Genomic DNA, 17027 nt, shown 5'->3' with positions numbered 1-17027 from the left:
TGTCGCGAAAGGGCTGCGCAGCAGCCCGAGGTTTTCAGCTTCGCAGCAATAATTGCCGGGGCCGCTTTGCGGCCCTTTCGCGGCACAAGGCAGCTCCTACAGGGATCGCGCTGCAGCCGAAGACGCATCAGGCCCGCCGGTAGGGCAACATCCCCCGCGCCTCCTCGGCATACCCCTTCACCCCTTCGCGCTCCTGCAGTAGAAAATCCTCCACCGCCCGCCGCAACCCTGGGTGCAGCAGGTAATGCCAGGACCGCGTCAACACAGGCTCAAACCCGCGTATCAGCTTGTGCTCGCCCTGCGCCCCGGCATCGAAACGCTGGTAACCCTCGGCAATGGCAAAATCCATGCCCTGGTAGAAACACGTTTCGAAATGCAGCCGGTCGAACTCATCCAGGCACCCCCAGTAACGGCCAAACAGGCTGTCCCCCCCCACCAGGCTCAAGGCCATCGCTACATCGCGCCCACCCTGACGGGCCATCACCACACGCAACGCATCGGGCATGCGTTCGGCCAGCAGGCTGAAAAACTCGCGGGTCAGGTAAGGCGCGCGTCGGCGCACCGCATAGGTGTTGGCGTAACACTGAAAGACGAAATCCCACTGTGCCTCGTCCAGTTCATCACCGCGGTACCAACGGAATTCGATGCCCTGCCCCGCCACCTGCTCACGCTCCTTGCGCATCTGCTTGCGCTTGCGCGAGCTCAGGCTGTCGAGAAAATCCTGGAAGTCCCGATAGCCCCGGTTTTGCCAGTGGAACTGACAGCCCAGGCGCTCCATCCACCCTGGCAGGCCCGCCAACTGCGCGTCCAGCGCCGGGTCGGTGAAGTTGATGTGCGCACTGGAAAGTCCGCCCTTGCCCAGATACTCCGGCAGGGCCTGCAGCATCAGCAAACCGTCAGCCGGGTCAGCCGTCAGCAGGCGTGGGCCGCTGACCGGGCTGAACGGCACAGCGCCGAGCAGCTTGGGGTAGTAGGCAATACCGGCCCGCTCACAAGCATCGGCCCAGCCGTGATCGAACACATACTCGCCAAACGAGTGCCACTTGCGGTACGCCGGCAGCAGCGCCCGTACCTGCCCGTCACGCTCCAGCACCAGGTGCTCGGCGGCCCAGCCGGTGCTGCGCTGCACACTGCCGCTGTCTTCCATCGCGCTGAGGAAAGCATGGCGCAGGAACGGTTGGCCGGCCGGCACCAGGGCATCCCAGGTGGCCGCCGGAAGATCACGCAAATGGGCAAGGCTATACAGGCTGGTCACGGTTTCGGCTCGCTGTCTGAAGGCGTTCAGTATCCCCAAGGAACGCTCCGCACTCAAATGACGAAAGCCGGGCTGATCCTTTTACTCTCAATTACTTAACAACAGTGCCACTAATTAGACATTAATCTGTCATTGGCCCCCGCAATACTTGCGCCTGTTTTCCGGAACCCCAGAACCTGTCTATTCAGGCCCTTTCCGAAGACATGCCAACGCAGGGGCAGGCGCTTGAGCCTCCCCCATTTTTTTCAGTAGGGAGAACCTTATGCGTCTTGTTTCTACACTTACCGGAGTGAGCCTCACCGGCATGATGCTGGCTCTGAGCGCCCCGGCCAGTGCTGCTGTCGACGCCAAGCTGCTCGAAATGCTCCGCGCCAACGGCTCGATCAACCAGGCGCAGTACAACGAACTGCAGGGCGACCTGGCAAAAGAAACCAAGGAAAAGGCCGACCAGAAAGCTCAGTCCGAACGCATGAGCTCGTTTGAACAAAAAGTGGCATGGGCCGCCAAGACCCAGATCAAGGGTGACGTGCGCCTGCGTTACGAAGACGTCAACGTCGATGACCCGAACAGCAGCAGCGGCAACCAGGACCGCCAGCGAGTGCGTGCCCGTGTCGGCTTCTACAGCGAGATCAACCCGCAGGTCGACGCCGGCGTTCGCATAGCCACCGGCAGCAGCGCCGACCGGCGCTCGACCAACCAGAGCCTCGACAACTACTTTGACAAGAAGTCGCTGTGGGTCGACCTCGCCTACCTCGACTGGCACCCTACTGCAGTCCCGAACCTGCACCTTATTGGCGGCAAGATGCCACAGCCTTGGGTAAGCATGGGGGATATTATCTGGGATAGCGACATCAACCCGGAAGGTGTGGCTGCCACTTACAAAGCGGACCTGGGCGGCGCCGAAGTCTTTGCCAGCGCCGGTCAGTACACCCTGAAGGACAACGTCGATGGTGATGGTGTCCAGTACAAGCACGATGCGCAGGTCTACCACGGTCAGTTGGGCGCCAAGTTCGCGCCGGCTGATGTGCTCAAGCTCACCGTGGGTGCGAGCATCTATGGTTATGACAACGACAAGGAAGCAGCCATCCTGCAGTCGTTTGGCAACACCACCAACGAGTTCAATCTGGTGGAAGGTTTTGGCCAGATCGATTTCACCGGCTTGGCCATTCCATTGTCGGCCTATGGTCAGTACGTGAAGAATACCGAGAGCACCGATGGCGAAGATCAAGCCTGGCTGGCTGGTTTGAAAACCAAGGTGGGAGCCTGGAGCCTGGACTACAACTACCGCGATGTGCAGCGTAACGCGGTGGTCAGCCTGTTCACCGATTCGGACTTTGGCAACGGCTTCACAGGTTCCCGTGGCCATAAGTTCAAGGTGGGTTACGAAATCGACAAGAACTTCTCCCTGGGTGCTGCCTACCTGATGGCCAAGACAGATCTGTCGCAGCTACCGAACAGCAATGCTGACGTAGACACCCTGCAGGTGGACCTGGAAGCCAAATTCTAAGCGTCACCCTCTCTGCTCCACGCTGAAGCGGGAAACGCCGACCCCATCCGGCGTTTCCCGCTTTTTTTGCCTGTGAAATTGTAAGGGGCTGCTTTGCAGCCCATCCGCAGCACAAGGCTGCTCCTACAGGGGGACGCGATCCCTTGTAGGAGCAGCCTTGTGCTGCGGATGGGCCGCAAAGCGGCCCCGGCTATCTCGGATCAGATCAAGCAATCAGCGCTTGCGCAGAATCACGCTACCAATCGAATACCCCGCACCAAACGAACTCAACACGCCCAGCGAGCCCTTGGCCAGGTCATCCTGGTACAGGTGGAAGGCAATCACCGACCCCGCCGAGCTGGTGTTGGCATAACGGTCGAGAATGACCGGTGCATCTTCCTCGGCCACTTCACGCCCCAGCAGCTTCTTGACGATCAGGTGGTTCATGCTGAGGTTCGCCTGGTGCAGCCAGAAGCGCTTGACGTCGCTCGGTTGCAGGCCGTTTTCCTGCAAGTGCTCACCGATCAGCTCGGCCACTTTCGGGCACACCTCGCGGAACACCTTGCGGCCTTCCTGGATGAACAGTTTGTCTGCCGCACCTTCGCCTTCTTCCGCCGCACGGTTGAGGAAGCCGAAGTTGTTGCGGATGTTGTTGGAGAACTCGGTCCATAACTTGCTGCTGACAATGTCGAACTGGTGCGCCGAGGTGGCCTGGTCGGCACGCTCGATCAGCACCGCCGTGGCGGCATCACCGAAAATGAAGTGGCTGTCACGGTCACGGAAGTTCAGGTGGCCAGTGCACACCTCCGGGTTGACCATCAGCACCGCGCGCGCCTGGCCCAGGGCCACGCTGTTGGCGGCGGTCTGGATGCCGAAGGTGGCCGACGAGCAGGCCACGTTCATGTCGAAGGCAAAGCCCTGGATGCCCAGCGCCTGTTGTACTTCGATAGCAATGGCCGGGTATGGGCGCTGCAAGTTGGAGCAGGCGACGATAACCCCGTCGACATCGGCAGCCGTGCGGCCGGCGCGCTCCAGGGCCTGGCGAGCGGCAGCCACGGCCATTTCGCAGAGCACCGACGGTTCGTCGTTGGAACGCTCTGGCAGGCGTGGCTTCATGCGCTGCGGGTCGAGGATGCCGGCCTTGTCCATGACGAAGCGGCTCTTGATGCCCGAGGCCTTTTCGATGAATGCCGCGTCGGACACCGGCGCCGCTTCGACTTCACCGCGCTCGATGGCGGCGGCGTTGTCCTGGTTGAACTGCTGCGACCAGGCGTTGAAAGAGGCCACCAGTTCTTCGTTGGAAATGCTCTGGGCCGGGGTGTACAGGCCGGTGCCGCTGATCACGACGTTATGCACGGTCGTTCCTCTGGTCAAAGGCCATCGCCACGGGGCGCTGGCTGGAAATATGGCAGGTTAATGGCACTTTAGTGCCAATTTAGGGGCGTAGGCTTGTCCCTGTGGGAGCGGGCGTGCCCGCGAAGGGCCGCAAAGCGGCCCCAAATTGCACCAATATTGCCACAACTGTAGAAGTTTAGCCTTCCACCTGACTCCACTGTTTGCTCAGTCGCTTGTCGGAAATCGGCACCTTGGTGCCCAACTGCTGGGCAAACAACGACACCCGATATTCCTCCAGCCACCAACGGTACAAAGCCAGTTGCTCATCACGCTTGCCCTCTTGGGCATGCTTGTCGGCACGGGCCTTGTACTGCGCCCACAGGTTGGCCAGTTCGCCGGACCAGACCCGGTCCTTCTGCACTTGCGAACCCAGCTTCTCCAGGCGCAGTTCCACCGCCTTGAGGTAGCGTGGCAGCTCCTTGAACCACGCCGCAGGCGTTTCGCGCACAAAGCCCGGGTACACCAGGTTGCTTAGCTGCTGCTTGATGTCGTTCAGCGCCACCGCCTGGCTCAGGTCGATCTTGCCCTTGAAGCGCTTCTGCAGGCCATGCCAGAGTTTCAGCACCTCCAACGTTAGCCGCGCCAGGCGCTCGGCATGCTCGGCCCAGCTGCCGCGCTTGCGTTCAGCCAGCCCGGCCAAGGCCGCGCCATCACGGGGCAGCGGTTGTTCGCCTTCGAGGATGCAGCTGTCCAGGCTGGCCAGCAGAATGTCTTCGACCAGCGCCTCGACCCGCCCCATTTCACGGTACAGCAGGCCCAGCTCGGTCAGCCCCGGCAGCTTGCCGCGCAGGAACTTGGCCGGCTCGGCCAGTTGCTGCAGCAACAGCCGTTGCAACGCGCGGCGGTGCTGGAACTCGGCTTCGGCCTGGGTCGAGAAGCGCCCTTCGCGCACGGTGCCGTTGTCTTCGACCAGCGCCGGGTACACGGTCATCGACAGCCCGGCAATCTTCTGCTGGGCGGTCTGTTTCACTTCGCTGAAAGCTTTGGCCTGCACCGGTTGTTCGCTTTTGGCATCACGCGGCACCGCCAGTGCTGCCTGGCTGGCAGCGGCAAAGCGTGCAGTCAGCTCGGCCAGGTCGCGGCCTTCGCCAAGGAACTTGCCCTGGCCATCAACCACCTCGATGTTCATTCGCAGGTGGCCTTCGACCAGCTTGACCGATTCGTCCCAGGCCTCATCGGACACCCGCGCACCGGTCATGCGCAACAGCTCCTGGCCCAGGGCCTGCGGCAGCGCCCCTTGGCCGAACGTCATGCGCGCCAGCGAGGCCTTGACGAAGTCCGGCACCGGCACGAAGTTCTTGCGCAGGGCCTTTGGCAGGTTGCGCACCAGCGCCACGCACTTGGCTTCCAGCAGGCCTGGCACCAGCCATTCCAGGCGTTCGCCGGGCAGGCTTGGCAACAGCGGTGCCGGCACCCGCACAGTCACGCCGTCACGCGGGTGGCCGGGCTCGAAATGGTAGCTCAGCGGCAGGCGCAGCTCGCCCACCTGCATGCTGTCGGGGTACTGCGCTGCGGTCACCTCGCTGGCCTCGCGGGCCAGCACGTCTTCCTCGCGCATGATCAGCAGGTTGGCGTCCTTCTGGCTGCCCATGCGGTACCAGCTGTCGAAGGTCGCGGTCTGGTGGATTTCCGCCGGCAGGCGCGCTTCGTAGAAGGCGTACAGCGTTTCTTCGTCGGCCAGGATGTCGCGCCGGCGGGCCTTTGCCTCCAGCTCGTCAAGCTCCTCAAGCAGGCGTTTGTTGGCTGCCAGGCACTTGGCTCGCGACTGGATTTCGCCCCCCACCAGGCCTTCGCGGATAAACAACTCGCGCGAGGTAACCGGGTCGATCGGGCCGTAGTGCACCGGGCGGCGGCCAACCAGAATCAGCCCGTACAGGGTGATCTGCTCATAGGCCACCACCTGCCCGCGCTTTTTCTCCCAGTGCGGTTCGAAGTGGTTCTTCTTGACCAGGTGGCCGGCCAGCGGCTCGATCCAGTCCGGCTCGATCTTGGCCACCATGCGCGCATACAGCTTGGTGGTCTCGACCAGTTCGGCGGCCATTACCCACTGCGGGCGCTTGCGCCCCAGGCCCGACGACGGGTGTACCCAGAAGCGCCGTTGGCGGGCCCCCTGGTAGTCGCCCTCTTCGGTCTTCTGGCCGATCTGGCTCAGCAGGCCACTGAGGATGGCCTTGTGCATCTTCAGGTAGTCGGACGGTTCCTTGTTCACCGTCAACTGCAGCTCACGGCAGATCAGTGCCAGCTGGCGGTGGGCATCGCGCCATTCACGCAGGCGCAGGTAATTGAGGAAGTTCTTGCGGCACCAGTTGCGCAGCGGGTTGGCCGTCAGCGCCTGGCGCTGCTCTTCGAAACCACGCCACAGGTTGACCAGCGCGGCGAAGTCGGAGTCCACATCCTTCCACTGTGCGTGGGCCTGGTCGGCGGCCTGCTGGCGCTCCGGCGGGCGTTCGCGTGGGTCTTGCACCGACAGCGCACTGGTGACAATAAGCACTTCCTGCAAGCTGCCCAGGCGTGCGCCTTCAAGCAGCATGCGGCCCAGCCGTGGGTCGACCGGCAGGCGCGCCAGCTGGCGGCCGATCGGGGTCAGCTGGTTCTCGCGGTTGACCGCCGACAGCTCTTGCAACAGATTGAAGCCATCGCTGATGGCCTTGCCATCCGGCGGCTCGATGAACGGGAAGGCATCGATCGCGCCCAGGCGCAGGTGCAGCATCTGCAGGATTACCGCCGCCAGGTTGGTGCGCAGGATCTCTGGGTCGGTGAACGCGGGCCGGCTGTTGAAATCTTCTTCGCTGTAAAGCCGTACGCAGATGCCTGGCTCTACCCGGCCGCAGCGGCCTTTACGCTGGTTGGCACTGGCCTGCGACACCGCCTCGATGGGCAGGCGCTGCACCTTGGCGCGGTAGCTGTAGCGGCTGATGCGCGCCGTGCCGGTGTCGATCACATAGCGAATGCCAGGCACGGTCAGCGAGGTTTCGGCAACGTTGGTGGCCAGCACCACGCGGCGCCCGGTGTGCGGCTGGAAGATGCGCTGCTGCTCGGCTGGCGACAGGCGCGCGTACAGCGGCAAAATCTCGGTGTGGCGCAGTTGCGCCTTGCGCAGGATTTCGGCGGCATCGCGGATTTCCCGCTCGCCCGGCAGGAAGATCAGGACATCGCCCGGCCCCTTGCCCTCGCTGCGCTCATGGTGCGCCAGCTCATCCAGGGTAGCGAGGATGGCCTGGTCGACGGTGAGGTCGTCCTCGATCTGGTTGCCTTCCTCGTCCTGCTCGCTGGTCAGCGGGCGGTACCAGGTCTCCACCGGGTAAGTGCGCCCGGACACCTCGATGATTGGCGCGTTATCGAAGTGCCTGGAGAAACGCTCCAGGTCGATGGTCGCCGAGGTGATGATCAGCTTCAGGTCTGGCCGGCGATGCAGCAGGGTCTTCAGGTAGCCGAGCAGGAAGTCGATGTTCAGGCTGCGTTCGTGGGCTTCGTCGACAATGATGGTGTCGTAGCGCTCCAGAAGGCGGTCGTGCTGGGTTTCGGCCAGCAGGATGCCGTCGGTCATCAGCTTGACCAAGGTATTGGAATCGCTCTGGTCTTCGAACCGCACCTGGTAGCCGACCAGCCCGCCCAGCGGCGTGCCCAGCTCTTCGGCGACCCGCGCCGCCACGCTACGCGCGGCGATCCGGCGCGGCTGGGTGTGGGCGATCAGGCCATGGCTGCCACGGCCCAGCTCCAGGCAGATCTTCGGCAGCTGGGTGGTCTTGCCCGAACCGGTTTCGCCGGCGATCACCAGCACCTGGTTTTCGGCCAGGGCCTTCTTGATTTCATCACGCTTGGCGGCGATCGGCAGGTTGTCGTCGTAGCGCACGGTCGGCACGCTCTGCTGGCGCGCGGTGACCTGGGCGCAGGACGCCTGAACCTTTTCCACCCACTGCGCGAGCTTCGCCTCGTCGGGGCGCTTGCGCAGTTCGTGCAGTTGCCGGCGCAGACGATGGCGGTCGGCGATCATGGCGTGGTCGAGGTTTTGCAGCAGTTTGTCGATGGCGTGGTCAGTCATGGGGCTTTTTAGTGATGCAGGTGAGCCTGCTTTTTCATGATCGGCATTCGAAGGATGCGCGATTGTCGCAGATTTGGGCCTACTTTGCTGTCCAGGCTGGCACGGTCCCTGTAGGAGCGGCCTTGTGCCGCGATGGGCTGCGGCAGCAGCCCCAGGATTTGCGCCCCAGCACACATTGCCGGGGCCGCTTTGCGGCCCAGTCGCGGCACAAGGCCGCTCCTACAGGGATCGCATAGCGGCTGAAAGTTTAGCAAGGGCATATGTAAAGGTTGCCATTCACTGCTTTAATCAACCTTACGCCGCATGTGAGTATCAAAGGCATGACTCCCGTCCAGCCCATCGCCCCACCGTCGTCCCGCCCTTCGCTGCCGAAGGCCCGGAGCCGTGCCGGGGAAAATCCGCTGGTTCACATCATCCTCGCCTTCTGGGCTTTGTGGCACTGCCGCCACGCGCGCCCACCGGACACCTCGCTCACGCCATTGTGACCAAACCCGGCCTCCTTCTGGCCGTTTGACTCAACTGGGCCGCCTGCTTGTGCGGTGGCCCTGTGCGCCCGTGAGCGAATCAATCATGCACTTTGCACCCGTAGAGCAGGCTTCCCGTTTCCTGGCCGAAAACCCCGATATCGAGCTGTTCGAGCTATTTATCCTCGACGCCAACGGCGTACCGCGCGGCAAGCTGTTGCACCGCGAGGAACTGCTGGCCGTCTACCAGACCGGCCGGCCGCTGCCCAGCACCATCCTCGGCCTGACCCTGAACGGTGACGACGTAGAAAACTCGGGCCTGGTCTGGGACGTGGGCGACATCGACTGCCGCGCCTACCCGCTTGAAGGCAGCCTGGTGCGCTTGCCCTGGCGCCGGGTGCCAACCGCTGCCGTGCAGGTCAGCATGCACCCGAGCGAAGGCCTGCCGGCCAGCATCGCCGACCCGCGTCATGTGCTGCTGCGCACCATCGAAGCGTTGAAAGCCGACGGCTACCACCCGGTAATGGCCTGCGAGCTGGAATTCTACCTGCTCGACCAGCAACGCGATGCCCAGGGCCGCCCGCAACCGGCGCTGGACAACGACGGTGGCCGCCCGCGCGCTACTCAGGTCTATGGCCTGCGTGAGCTGGAGCAGATAGAACCGTTTCTTGCCGACCTGTACGCCGCCTGCAAGGCCCAAGGCATTCCGGCACGTACCGCCATTTCGGAATACGCCCCAGGCCAGGTGGAAATCACCCTGGAGCACGGCGATGCACTGCAGGCGATGGACCAGGCCGTGCGCTACAAGCGCCTGGTGAAAGGCGTGGCCCATGCCCACGGCATGCAGGCCTGCTTCATGGCCAAGCCGTTTGCCAACCTGGCCGGTACCGGCATGCACATGCACCTGAGCCTGGCCGACAACGCGGGCAACAACCTGTTCGCCAGTGAAGACAAAGCCGGCACCCCGCTGCTGCGCCAGGCTGTGGCCGGCATGCTGCGCCACCTGCGCGACTCGCTGCTGATGTTCTGCCCCAACGCCAACTCGTTCCGCCGCTTCCAGGCCAACAGCTATGCGCCGCTGGCGCCGACCTGGGGCGTGGACAACCGCACCGTGAGCCTGCGTGTGCCAGGCGGCCCGGCCAACAGCCGGCATGTGGAACACCGCATTTGCGGCGCCGATGCCAACCCCTACCTGGCCGCAGCGGCAATTCTCGCCGCCAGCCACCGGGGTATCCGCGAACAGCTGGACCCAGGCGCACCGGTGGAGGGCAATGGCTATGCCCAGGCCACCGAACACCTGCCCACCGACTGGCTGACTGCCCTCGATGCCCTGCAACATTCCCATTGGGCCCGCGAAGCATTGGGCGAAGACTTCCTTGGCGTGTACCTGAAGGTCAAACGCGCCGAGTACCGCCAGTTCATGGCCGAAGTCAGCGAGCAGGACTGGCGCTGGTACCTGCACCAGGCCTGAGCCTCTACATAACAAGGAATACCCATGAACGCAGCATTGAACAAAGGCTCGGCGCAACGTGCGCCGTCCTACTACAGCGCCACCCTCAACGACCACACCGAGTACCCGCAGCTCAAGGGCACGGTGCAGGTGGACGTGGCCATCATCGGTGGCGGCTTCACCGGCGTCGCCACGGCGGTGGAGCTGGCCGAGCGTGGCCTGAAGGTGGCCATCGTCGAAACCAACCGTATCGGCTGGGGCGCCAGCGGGCGCAATGGCGGCCAGGTCACCGGCAGCCTGTCGGGCGACGAGGCCATGCGCACGCAGATGCGTAGCCACCTGGGCGCCGAAGTCGACGATTTCATCTGGCACCTGCGCTGGCGCGGGCACCAGGTGATCGAACAGCGCGTGGCGCGCTATGGCATCGACTGCGACCTCAAGCACGGCCACCTGCATGCAGCGATGAAGCCCTCGCACATGAACGAGCTGCGCGCATTCGAGGCCGAGGCCCAGCGCCGGGGCATGGGCGAGCAGGTGCAATTGCTCGACCGCGCTGCAGTGGCCGAGCACCTGCAGAGCCCGCTGTACCTGGGCGCGTTGAAAAACCTGCGCAACCTGCACCTGCACCCGCTCAACCTGTGCCTGGGTGAGGCCCGCGCTGCCCACAGCCTGGGTGCATTGGTCTTCGAAAACTCCGAGGTGCTGGACATCGTCCACGGCCCGCGCCCGGCGGTGGTTACCGCCCACGGCCGGGTCGAGGCACGCCAGGTGATGCTGGCCGGCGATGTGTACCACAAACTGGAAAAGCGCCAGCTCAAGGGCAAGATATTCCCGGCCATGGGCGGCATCGTCACCACCGCGCCGCTGGGTGAGCTGGCCGAGCAGATAAACCCGCAGGACCTGGCGGTGTACGACTGCCGCTTCGTGCTCGACTATTACCGCCTGACCGCCGACAAGCGCCTGCTGTTCGGGGGCGGCGCCAACTACTCGGGGAAAGATTCACGCGACATCGAAGGCGAACTGCGCCCGTGCATCGAACGCACCTTCCCGGCCCTCAAAGGCGTGCCCATCGAGTTCCAGTGGAGCTGCGCCATGGGGATCGTGGTCAACCGAATCCCGCAGCTGGGCAAGCTGTCGGACAACGTGTGGTACTGCCAGGGTTATTCGGGGCACGGCATTGCCACCAGCCACATCATGGGCGAGATCATGGCCGAAGCGTTGACCGGGACACTGGAGAAGTTCGACACCTTCGCCCAGTGCAAGCATGTGCGGGTGCCGATGGGGGATTTGCTGGGCAACCCGCTGCTGGCGGCGGGAATGTGGTACTACCAGATGCTGGAAAAACTGCGCTGAGCCCGAAAGCGGTGCAACCTCTGGAGGAGCGGCCTTGTGCCGCGAAAGGGCCGCACAGCGGCCCCAGGTTTTCAGTGGTGTTGCTGAAATTGCCGGGGCCGCTTCGCGGCCCTTTCGCAGCACAAGGCTGCTCCTACAAGGGCCGCGCTGGCGGGGCGTCAGGCGATCTTCTTCAAGCCCTGCTTCTTGAGCTCTTCATCGCGCAGCTCGCGGCGCAGGATCTTGCCCACGTTGGTGGTCGGTAGCGAATCGCGGAACTCGATCAGGCGCGGTACCTTGTAGCCGGTAACGTTGGCACGCATGTGCTCCATCACCTGCTCTTTGGTCACGGTCATGCCCGGCTTGACCACGATGAACACCTTGATCACTTCACCCGATTTCTCGTCCGGCACACCAATGGCTGCGCACTGCAGCACACCTGGCAAGGCCGCCAACACGTCTTCCAGCTCGTTGGGGTACACGTTGAAGCCCGAGACCAGGATCATGTCCTTCTTGCGGTCTACGATGCGCATGTAACCGTCGGCCTGGATCAGGGCGATATCGCCGGTCTTCAACCAGCCTTCGCTGTCGAGGATCTCGGCGGTGGCGTCTTCGCGCTGCCAGTAGCCCTTCATCACCTGCGGGCCCTTGACGCACAACTCGCCCACCTCGCCCAGCGGTAGCTCGTTGCCGGCGTCGTCGATGATCTTGCACAAGGTCGATGGCACCGGAATGCCAATGGTACCCACCTGGTTCGCTTCTGCCGGGTTCACCGCTGCCACCGGACTGGTTTCGGTCATACCGTACCCTTCGCATATGGCGCAGCCTGTAACGGCCTTCCAGCGCTCGGCCACGCTCAATTGCAGGGCCATGCCGCCCGACAGGGTGATTTTCAACGACGAGAAGTCCAGCGCACGGAACGCCTCGTTGTTGCACAGGGCAACGAACAGGGTGTTGAGGCCGACAAAGCCGCTGAACTTCCACTTGCCCAGTTCCTTGACCATGGCCGGCAGGTCACGCGGGTTGCTGATAAGCACGTTGTGGTTGCCGATCAGCATCATGGCCATGCAATGGAAGGTGAAGGCGTAGATGTGGTACAGCGGCAGCGGGGTGATGAGGATTTCGCAGCCTTCATGCAGGTTCGAGCCCATCAGTGCACGGCACTGCAGCATGTTGGCCACCAGGTTGCGGTGGGTCAGCATGGCGCCCTTGGCCACGCCGGTGGTGCCACCGGTGTACTGCAGCACGGCCACGTCGTTGGCCTGCGGGTTGGCCTCGGTCACCGGCTGGCCCTTGCCCAGGGCCAGGGCGTCGTTGAAGCGCACGGCCTGCGGCAGGCTGTAGGCCGGCACCATCTTCTTCACGTACTTGATCACGCTATTGATCAGCAGGCGTTTGAGCGGCGGCAGCAGGTCGGCCACTTCGGTGACGATGACGTGCCTGACCTGTGTCTTGGGTATTACCTTCTCGGCCAGGTGGGCCATGTTCGCCAGGCACACCAGGGCCTTGGCGCCGGAGTCGTTGAACTGGTGTTCCATCTCCCGCGCGGTATACAGCGGGTTGGTGTTGACCACGATCAACCCGGCACGCATGGCACCGAAGACCGCGACCGGGTATTGCAGGACATTGGGCAGTTGCACGGCAATGCGGTCACCGGGCTTGAGGTCGGTATGCTGCTGCAGCCAGGCGGCAAACGCCCCCGACAGCGCATACAGCTCGCCATAAGTGATAGTCTTGCCCAGGTTGCTAAAGGCCGGTTTGTCGGCAAAGCGTTGGCAGGATTGCTTGAGTACTGCCTGGATATTGGGGAATTCGTCAGGATTGATTTCCGCCGTAATCCCGGCTGGGTACTTATCCTTCCAAAAATTTTCGATCATGGAAGCCCACTCCTTCAGCAACAGCGAAGTTCGATTGGCGCGTCGATGCGCTTATTATTGATATGAGACGGCGGTTCGTTGCAAACCGGATCGTCTGAAAGCGGGCCGAGAGTAACAGCTTTGCCTGGGGTCGCCTAGAGGCCAAAACAGGCCTTGCAGTCACAAAAATGACTCAATGAACAATACAGGTCATTTTTAGAGTTTTTAACCAAAATGTCGCAGATCAGGCTGTAATCATCCTGTTAGAGCGGTTTTGAAGCATTCGCGGGCAAGCCCGCGAAGCCATCCCGGTATCACGCTATATCGCGCAACTCCCGCCGCAGGATCTTGCCAACCGGCGTCATCGGCAACGAATCACGCAGCACGATGTGCTTGGGTACCTTGTAGCCGGTGAAGTTGGCTTTGCAGTAGGCCTTGAGCTCATCCACGCTCACCCCGCCCTCGCGCGGCACCACAAACAGCTTCACCGCCTCGCCTGAGCGCTCGTCCGGCACGCCGATGGCTGCACAGTTGGCAACCTTGGGGTGGCCCATCACCACGTCCTCGATCTCGTTGGGGTACACGTTGAAGCCCGAGACGATAATCATGTCCTTCTTGCGGTCGACGATGCGGGTGAAACCGTCCGGGTCGATCACCGCGATATCCCCGGTCTTGAACCAGCCGTCCGCATCCAGTGCTTGAGCAGTGGCCTCAGGCTGCTGCCAGTAACCCTTCATCACCTGCGGGCCCTTGATGCACAACTCGCCCCGCTCGCCCAGCGGCAATTCGTTGCCGTCATCGTCGATAACCTTGAACGCGGTACCCGCCACCGGGATGCCCACGGTGCCCAGGCGCGCCAGCTGGCCATAGGGGTTGGTGCTGGCCACCGGCGAGGTTTCTGTCAGGCCGTAGCCTTCGACAATGCGGCACCCGGTAAGGGCCTCCCAGCGTTCGGCAGTGGCCTTGACCAGCGCCGTGCCGCCGGAGTTGGTGACCTTCAGCGCCGAGAAATCCAGCTGGCGGAAACCCGGGTGGTCCATCAGCGCGACAAACAGGGTGTTCAGCCCCAACAGCGCCGAGAAACGCCACTTGCCCAGCTCCTTGATGAAGCCGGGGATGTCACGTGGGTTGGTGATCAGGACGTTGTGGTTGCCGGTGACCATCATGCACATGCAGTTCGCGGTGAAGGCATAGATGTGGTACAGCGGCAGCGGCGCGATCATCACCTCCTGGCCGTCCTTGAGCAGCTTCTGCCCGTCGGGGCCGTGCTGCGAGAAGCAGGCTAGCACCTGCAACATGTTGGCCACCAGGTTGCCGTGGGTGAGCATGGCGCCCTTGGCCAGGCCAGTGGTGCCGCCTGTGTACTGCAGCACGGCAATGTCGTCCAGGCTCAACGGCACCGGTTTGGGCGACTGCTCGCGACCCTGGCGCAGCACCTGCTTGAACGCTATCGCCTGAGGCAGCTGGTAGGCCGGTACCATCTTCTTCAGCTTGTCGACCACGGTGTTGATCAGCCAGCCCTTGGCGGCGGGCAACAGGTCGCCCATCTTCGCCTCGATCAGGTACTCGATGCCGGTATCGGGCAGCACCTCCTGCACACGCTTGCCGAACATGTTCAGGTACACCAGCGCACGTGCGCCACTGTCCTTGAACTGGTGGCGCATTTCGCGCTCGGTGTACAGCGGGTTGGTGTTGACCACGATCAAGCCGGCGCGCATGGCACCGAAGACGGCGATCGGGTATTGCAGCACGTTGGGCATCTGCACCGCGATGCGGTCGCCCGGCTTGAGGTCGGTGTGCTGCTGCAACCAGGCAGCAAAGGCTGCCGAATGTCGCTCCAGCTCCGCGTAGGTCAGGGTCACGCCCAGGTTGCTGAACGCCGGGCGGTCGGCAAAGCGCTTGCAGGAGCGCTCGAACACCTCGACGACCGAGGTGTAGGCATTGATGTCGATGGTGGAAGGCACGCCCGCCGGGCGCTTGTCATTCCAGAAGTCGGCTTGCATTTATTATTGTTCCTCTGCCTGGACCTGCACTGCGTCCTTTAGTCCTTTACCTGATCGCCTGCTGGCGAAAAGGCGTTGATCCGACGTTAGCAGGTAAGCCCAAGGCGGCATATACGCCAAGTGCCGCCATTAACATTGTGAATCTTATTTGTGCCCTTCCTGCAATCCGGCCGGTTGTGCATACACTGTTCGGGTACCTGTGCGCACAAGGACCCGCCATGCCCCACGACGCCTTCTGGCTACCCGCCAGCGAGCACTGCAGCCTGTACGTGCACCAATGGCTGCCGGCCACACCGGTAAAAGCCGTGGTGCTGCTGGCCCACGGCATGGCCGAGCATGCCGGGCGCTACCTGCGTCTGGGGCATGCCCTGAGCGAGGCCGGCTTTGCCCTGTTCGCTGCCGACCAGCGCGGCCACGGGCGCACCGCCGAGCTGGGCAGCCTCGGCCTGTTCGCCCGCCATCATGGCTGGAATGCCGTAGTCAACGACCTTGGGCTGCTGGCCCAGCACATCGGCCAGCAGTACCCGGGCACACCGCTGTTTCTGTTCGGCCACAGCATGGGCAGCTACATCGCCCAGGCTTACCTGCTGCACCACAGCGCCAGCCTGCACGGGGCGATTCTCAGTGGCTCCAACTACCAACCGGCGGCGCTGTACCGCGTGGCGCGGCTGATTGCCAGGCTGGAGGCCTGGCGCCAGGGGCCGCAGGGCAAGAGTGCGCTGATCGAATGGTTGTCGTTCGGTTCGTTCAACAAAGCGTTCAAGCCCAACCGCACGGCGTTCGACTGGCTTAGCCGCGACCCGGCCGAGGTCGACCTGTACGTCAGCGACCCGTTGTGCGGCTTTCGCTGCAGCAACCAACTGTGGCTCGACCTGCTGCAAGGCTTGGCGCAAATCAGCCAGCCGAGTAACCTCGCGCAGATCGATCCGAACCTGCCCATGCTGGTAATCGGTGGTGAATGTGATCCGGTCAGTGCCGGCAAGCGTCTCACCCATCTGGCCGACGCTCTGCGCGCGACCGGCAATCGACATGTACAGCTGCGCGTCTACCCTGAGGCGCGGCACGAAGTACTCAACGAAACCAACCGTGACGAGGTCACCGCCGATATTCTCGGCTGGCTTGATCAGGCGCTGGCCCTTGGCCGCCCTGCGCGCAGTGAATGATAGCCGCCCTCGCCCAACGCTTAAGGAAGCACCGATGTCCCAGGTCACCAACACGCCTTACGAAGCCCTCGAAGTTGGCCAGACGGCCGAGTACACGAAGTCCGTTGAAGAACGCGACATCCAGCTGTTCGCTGCAATGTCTGGTGACCACAACCCGGTTCACCTGGATGCCGAGTTTGCCGCCAAGAGCATGTTCCGCGAGCGTATTGCCCATGGCATGTTCAGCGGCGCGCTGATCAGTGCTGCAGTGGCCTGCACCCTGCCTGGCCCTGGCACCATCTACCTGGGCCAGCAGATGAGCTTCCAGAAGCCAGTGAAAATTGGCGACACCCTGACCGTGCGCCTGGAGATTCTCGAGAAGCTGCCCAAGTTCAAGGTGCGCATCGCCACCAATGTGTACAACCAGAACGATGAGCTGGTGGTGCAGGGTGAGGCCGAGATCCTGGCGCCGCGCAAGCAGCAGACAGTCGAGCTGGTGTCGCCGCCGAATTTCGTGGCTAGCTGAAAACCGAATTAGCCAGTTCCGGCTCTGTCGCCGGCAAGCCAGCTCCCACAGGATCACCATAGGCCTGAACATTGTG

10 protein-coding genes are annotated in these 17027 nt (G+C 63.0%); 5 read left to right on the top strand and 5 right to left on the bottom strand.

From position 1 onward, the window contains the following. Positions 1-127: 127 nt before the first annotated feature. Positions 128-1255, bottom strand: a complete 1128-nt coding sequence (locus SB756_RS26100) for a GNAT family N-acetyltransferase (protein WP_410912483.1) — start codon at positions 1253-1255, stop codon at positions 128-130. 262 nt (positions 1256-1517) lie between these two features. Here SB756_RS26100 and SB756_RS26095 point away from each other — a divergent pair, with 262 nt between their 5' ends. Beyond that, positions 1518-2762: a putative porin gene (locus tag SB756_RS26095; protein ID WP_019473637.1), complete on the top strand. Its 1245-nt coding sequence runs from the start codon at positions 1518-1520 to the stop codon at positions 2760-2762. A 213-nt stretch (positions 2763-2975) separates the two neighbouring features. Here SB756_RS26095 and SB756_RS26090 read toward each other — a convergent pair whose 3' ends face one another. Both SB756_RS26090 and hrpA read right to left on the bottom strand, forming a co-directional pair. Beyond that, positions 2976-4097: a beta-ketoacyl-ACP synthase III gene (locus SB756_RS26090; protein ID WP_016498433.1), complete on the bottom strand. Its 1122-nt coding sequence runs from the start codon at positions 4095-4097 to the stop codon at positions 2976-2978. 175 nt (positions 4098-4272) lie between these two features. Beyond that, positions 4273-8178, bottom strand: coding sequence for an ATP-dependent RNA helicase HrpA (gene hrpA / locus SB756_RS26085; protein ID WP_410912480.1), 3906 nt, complete (start codon positions 8176-8178; stop codon positions 4273-4275). A gap of 570 nt (positions 8179-8748) precedes the next feature. On the opposite strand from hrpA, the gene SB756_RS26080 reads away from it, so the two are divergent. Beyond that, positions 8749-10113, top strand: a complete 1365-nt coding sequence (locus SB756_RS26080; protein WP_410912478.1) for a glutamine synthetase family protein — start codon at positions 8749-8751, stop codon at positions 10111-10113. 24 nt (positions 10114-10137) lie between these two features. After that, the gene (locus SB756_RS26075) at positions 10138-11445 is read left to right on the top strand and encodes an NAD(P)/FAD-dependent oxidoreductase (protein WP_410912476.1); all 1308 of its coding nucleotides are present in this window, start codon (positions 10138-10140) and stop codon (positions 11443-11445) included. A 158-nt stretch (positions 11446-11603) separates the two neighbouring features. Here SB756_RS26075 and fadD1 read toward each other — a convergent pair whose 3' ends face one another. Both fadD1 and fadD2 read right to left on the bottom strand, forming a co-directional pair. Then, positions 11604-13301: a long-chain-fatty-acid--CoA ligase FadD1 gene (gene fadD1 / locus SB756_RS26070; RefSeq protein ID WP_341796494.1), complete on the bottom strand. Its 1698-nt coding sequence runs from the start codon at positions 13299-13301 to the stop codon at positions 11604-11606. Between the two features lie 293 nt (positions 13302-13594). Further along, positions 13595-15283, bottom strand: coding sequence for a long-chain-fatty-acid--CoA ligase FadD2 (fadD2, locus tag SB756_RS26065; RefSeq protein WP_353455837.1), 1689 nt, complete (start codon positions 15281-15283; stop codon positions 13595-13597). A 218-nt stretch (positions 15284-15501) separates the two neighbouring features. On the opposite strand from fadD2, the gene SB756_RS26060 reads away from it, so the two are divergent. Beyond that, positions 15502-16446, top strand: coding sequence for an alpha/beta hydrolase (locus SB756_RS26060; protein ID WP_341796496.1), 945 nt, complete (start codon positions 15502-15504; stop codon positions 16444-16446). Positions 16447-16480: 34 nt separating this feature from the next. Continuing rightward, on the top strand, positions 16481-16951 hold the full coding sequence (locus SB756_RS26055; RefSeq protein WP_341796497.1) for a MaoC family dehydratase: 471 nt from the start codon (positions 16481-16483) through the stop codon (positions 16949-16951). Positions 16952-17027: the final 76 nt, after the last annotated feature.

The organism is Pseudomonas sp. SIMBA_068, assembly GCF_046534705.1.
GTDB lineage: Bacteria > Pseudomonadota > Gammaproteobacteria > Pseudomonadales > Pseudomonadaceae > Aquipseudomonas > Aquipseudomonas putida.
The sequence above is the reverse complement of the archived record's forward strand: the minus strand, read 5'-3'. Positions and strand labels throughout refer to the sequence as shown.

What these genes read in the sequence shown, in the direction of transcription:
- SB756_RS26095 (WP_019473637.1), top strand. Translation starts at nt 1,518, where the DNA reads ATGCGTCTTGTTTCTACACTTACCGGAGTGAGCCTCACCGGCATGATG.
- hrpA (WP_410912480.1), bottom strand. Translation starts at nt 8,178, where the DNA reads ATGACTGACCACGCCATCGACAAACTGCTGCAAAACCTCGACCACGCC.
- SB756_RS26080 (WP_410912478.1), top strand. Translation starts at nt 8,749, where the DNA reads ATGCACTTTGCACCCGTAGAGCAGGCTTCCCGTTTCCTGGCCGAAAAC.
- SB756_RS26075 (WP_410912476.1), top strand. Translation starts at nt 10,138, where the DNA reads ATGAACGCAGCATTGAACAAAGGCTCGGCGCAACGTGCGCCGTCCTAC.
- fadD1 (WP_341796494.1), bottom strand. Translation starts at nt 13,301, where the DNA reads ATGATCGAAAATTTTTGGAAGGATAAGTACCCAGCCGGGATTACGGCG.
- fadD2 (WP_353455837.1), bottom strand. Translation starts at nt 15,283, where the DNA reads ATGCAAGCCGACTTCTGGAATGACAAGCGCCCGGCGGGCGTGCCTTCC.
- SB756_RS26060 (WP_341796496.1), top strand. Translation starts at nt 15,502, where the DNA reads ATGCCCCACGACGCCTTCTGGCTACCCGCCAGCGAGCACTGCAGCCTG.
- SB756_RS26055 (WP_341796497.1), top strand. Translation starts at nt 16,481, where the DNA reads ATGTCCCAGGTCACCAACACGCCTTACGAAGCCCTCGAAGTTGGCCAG.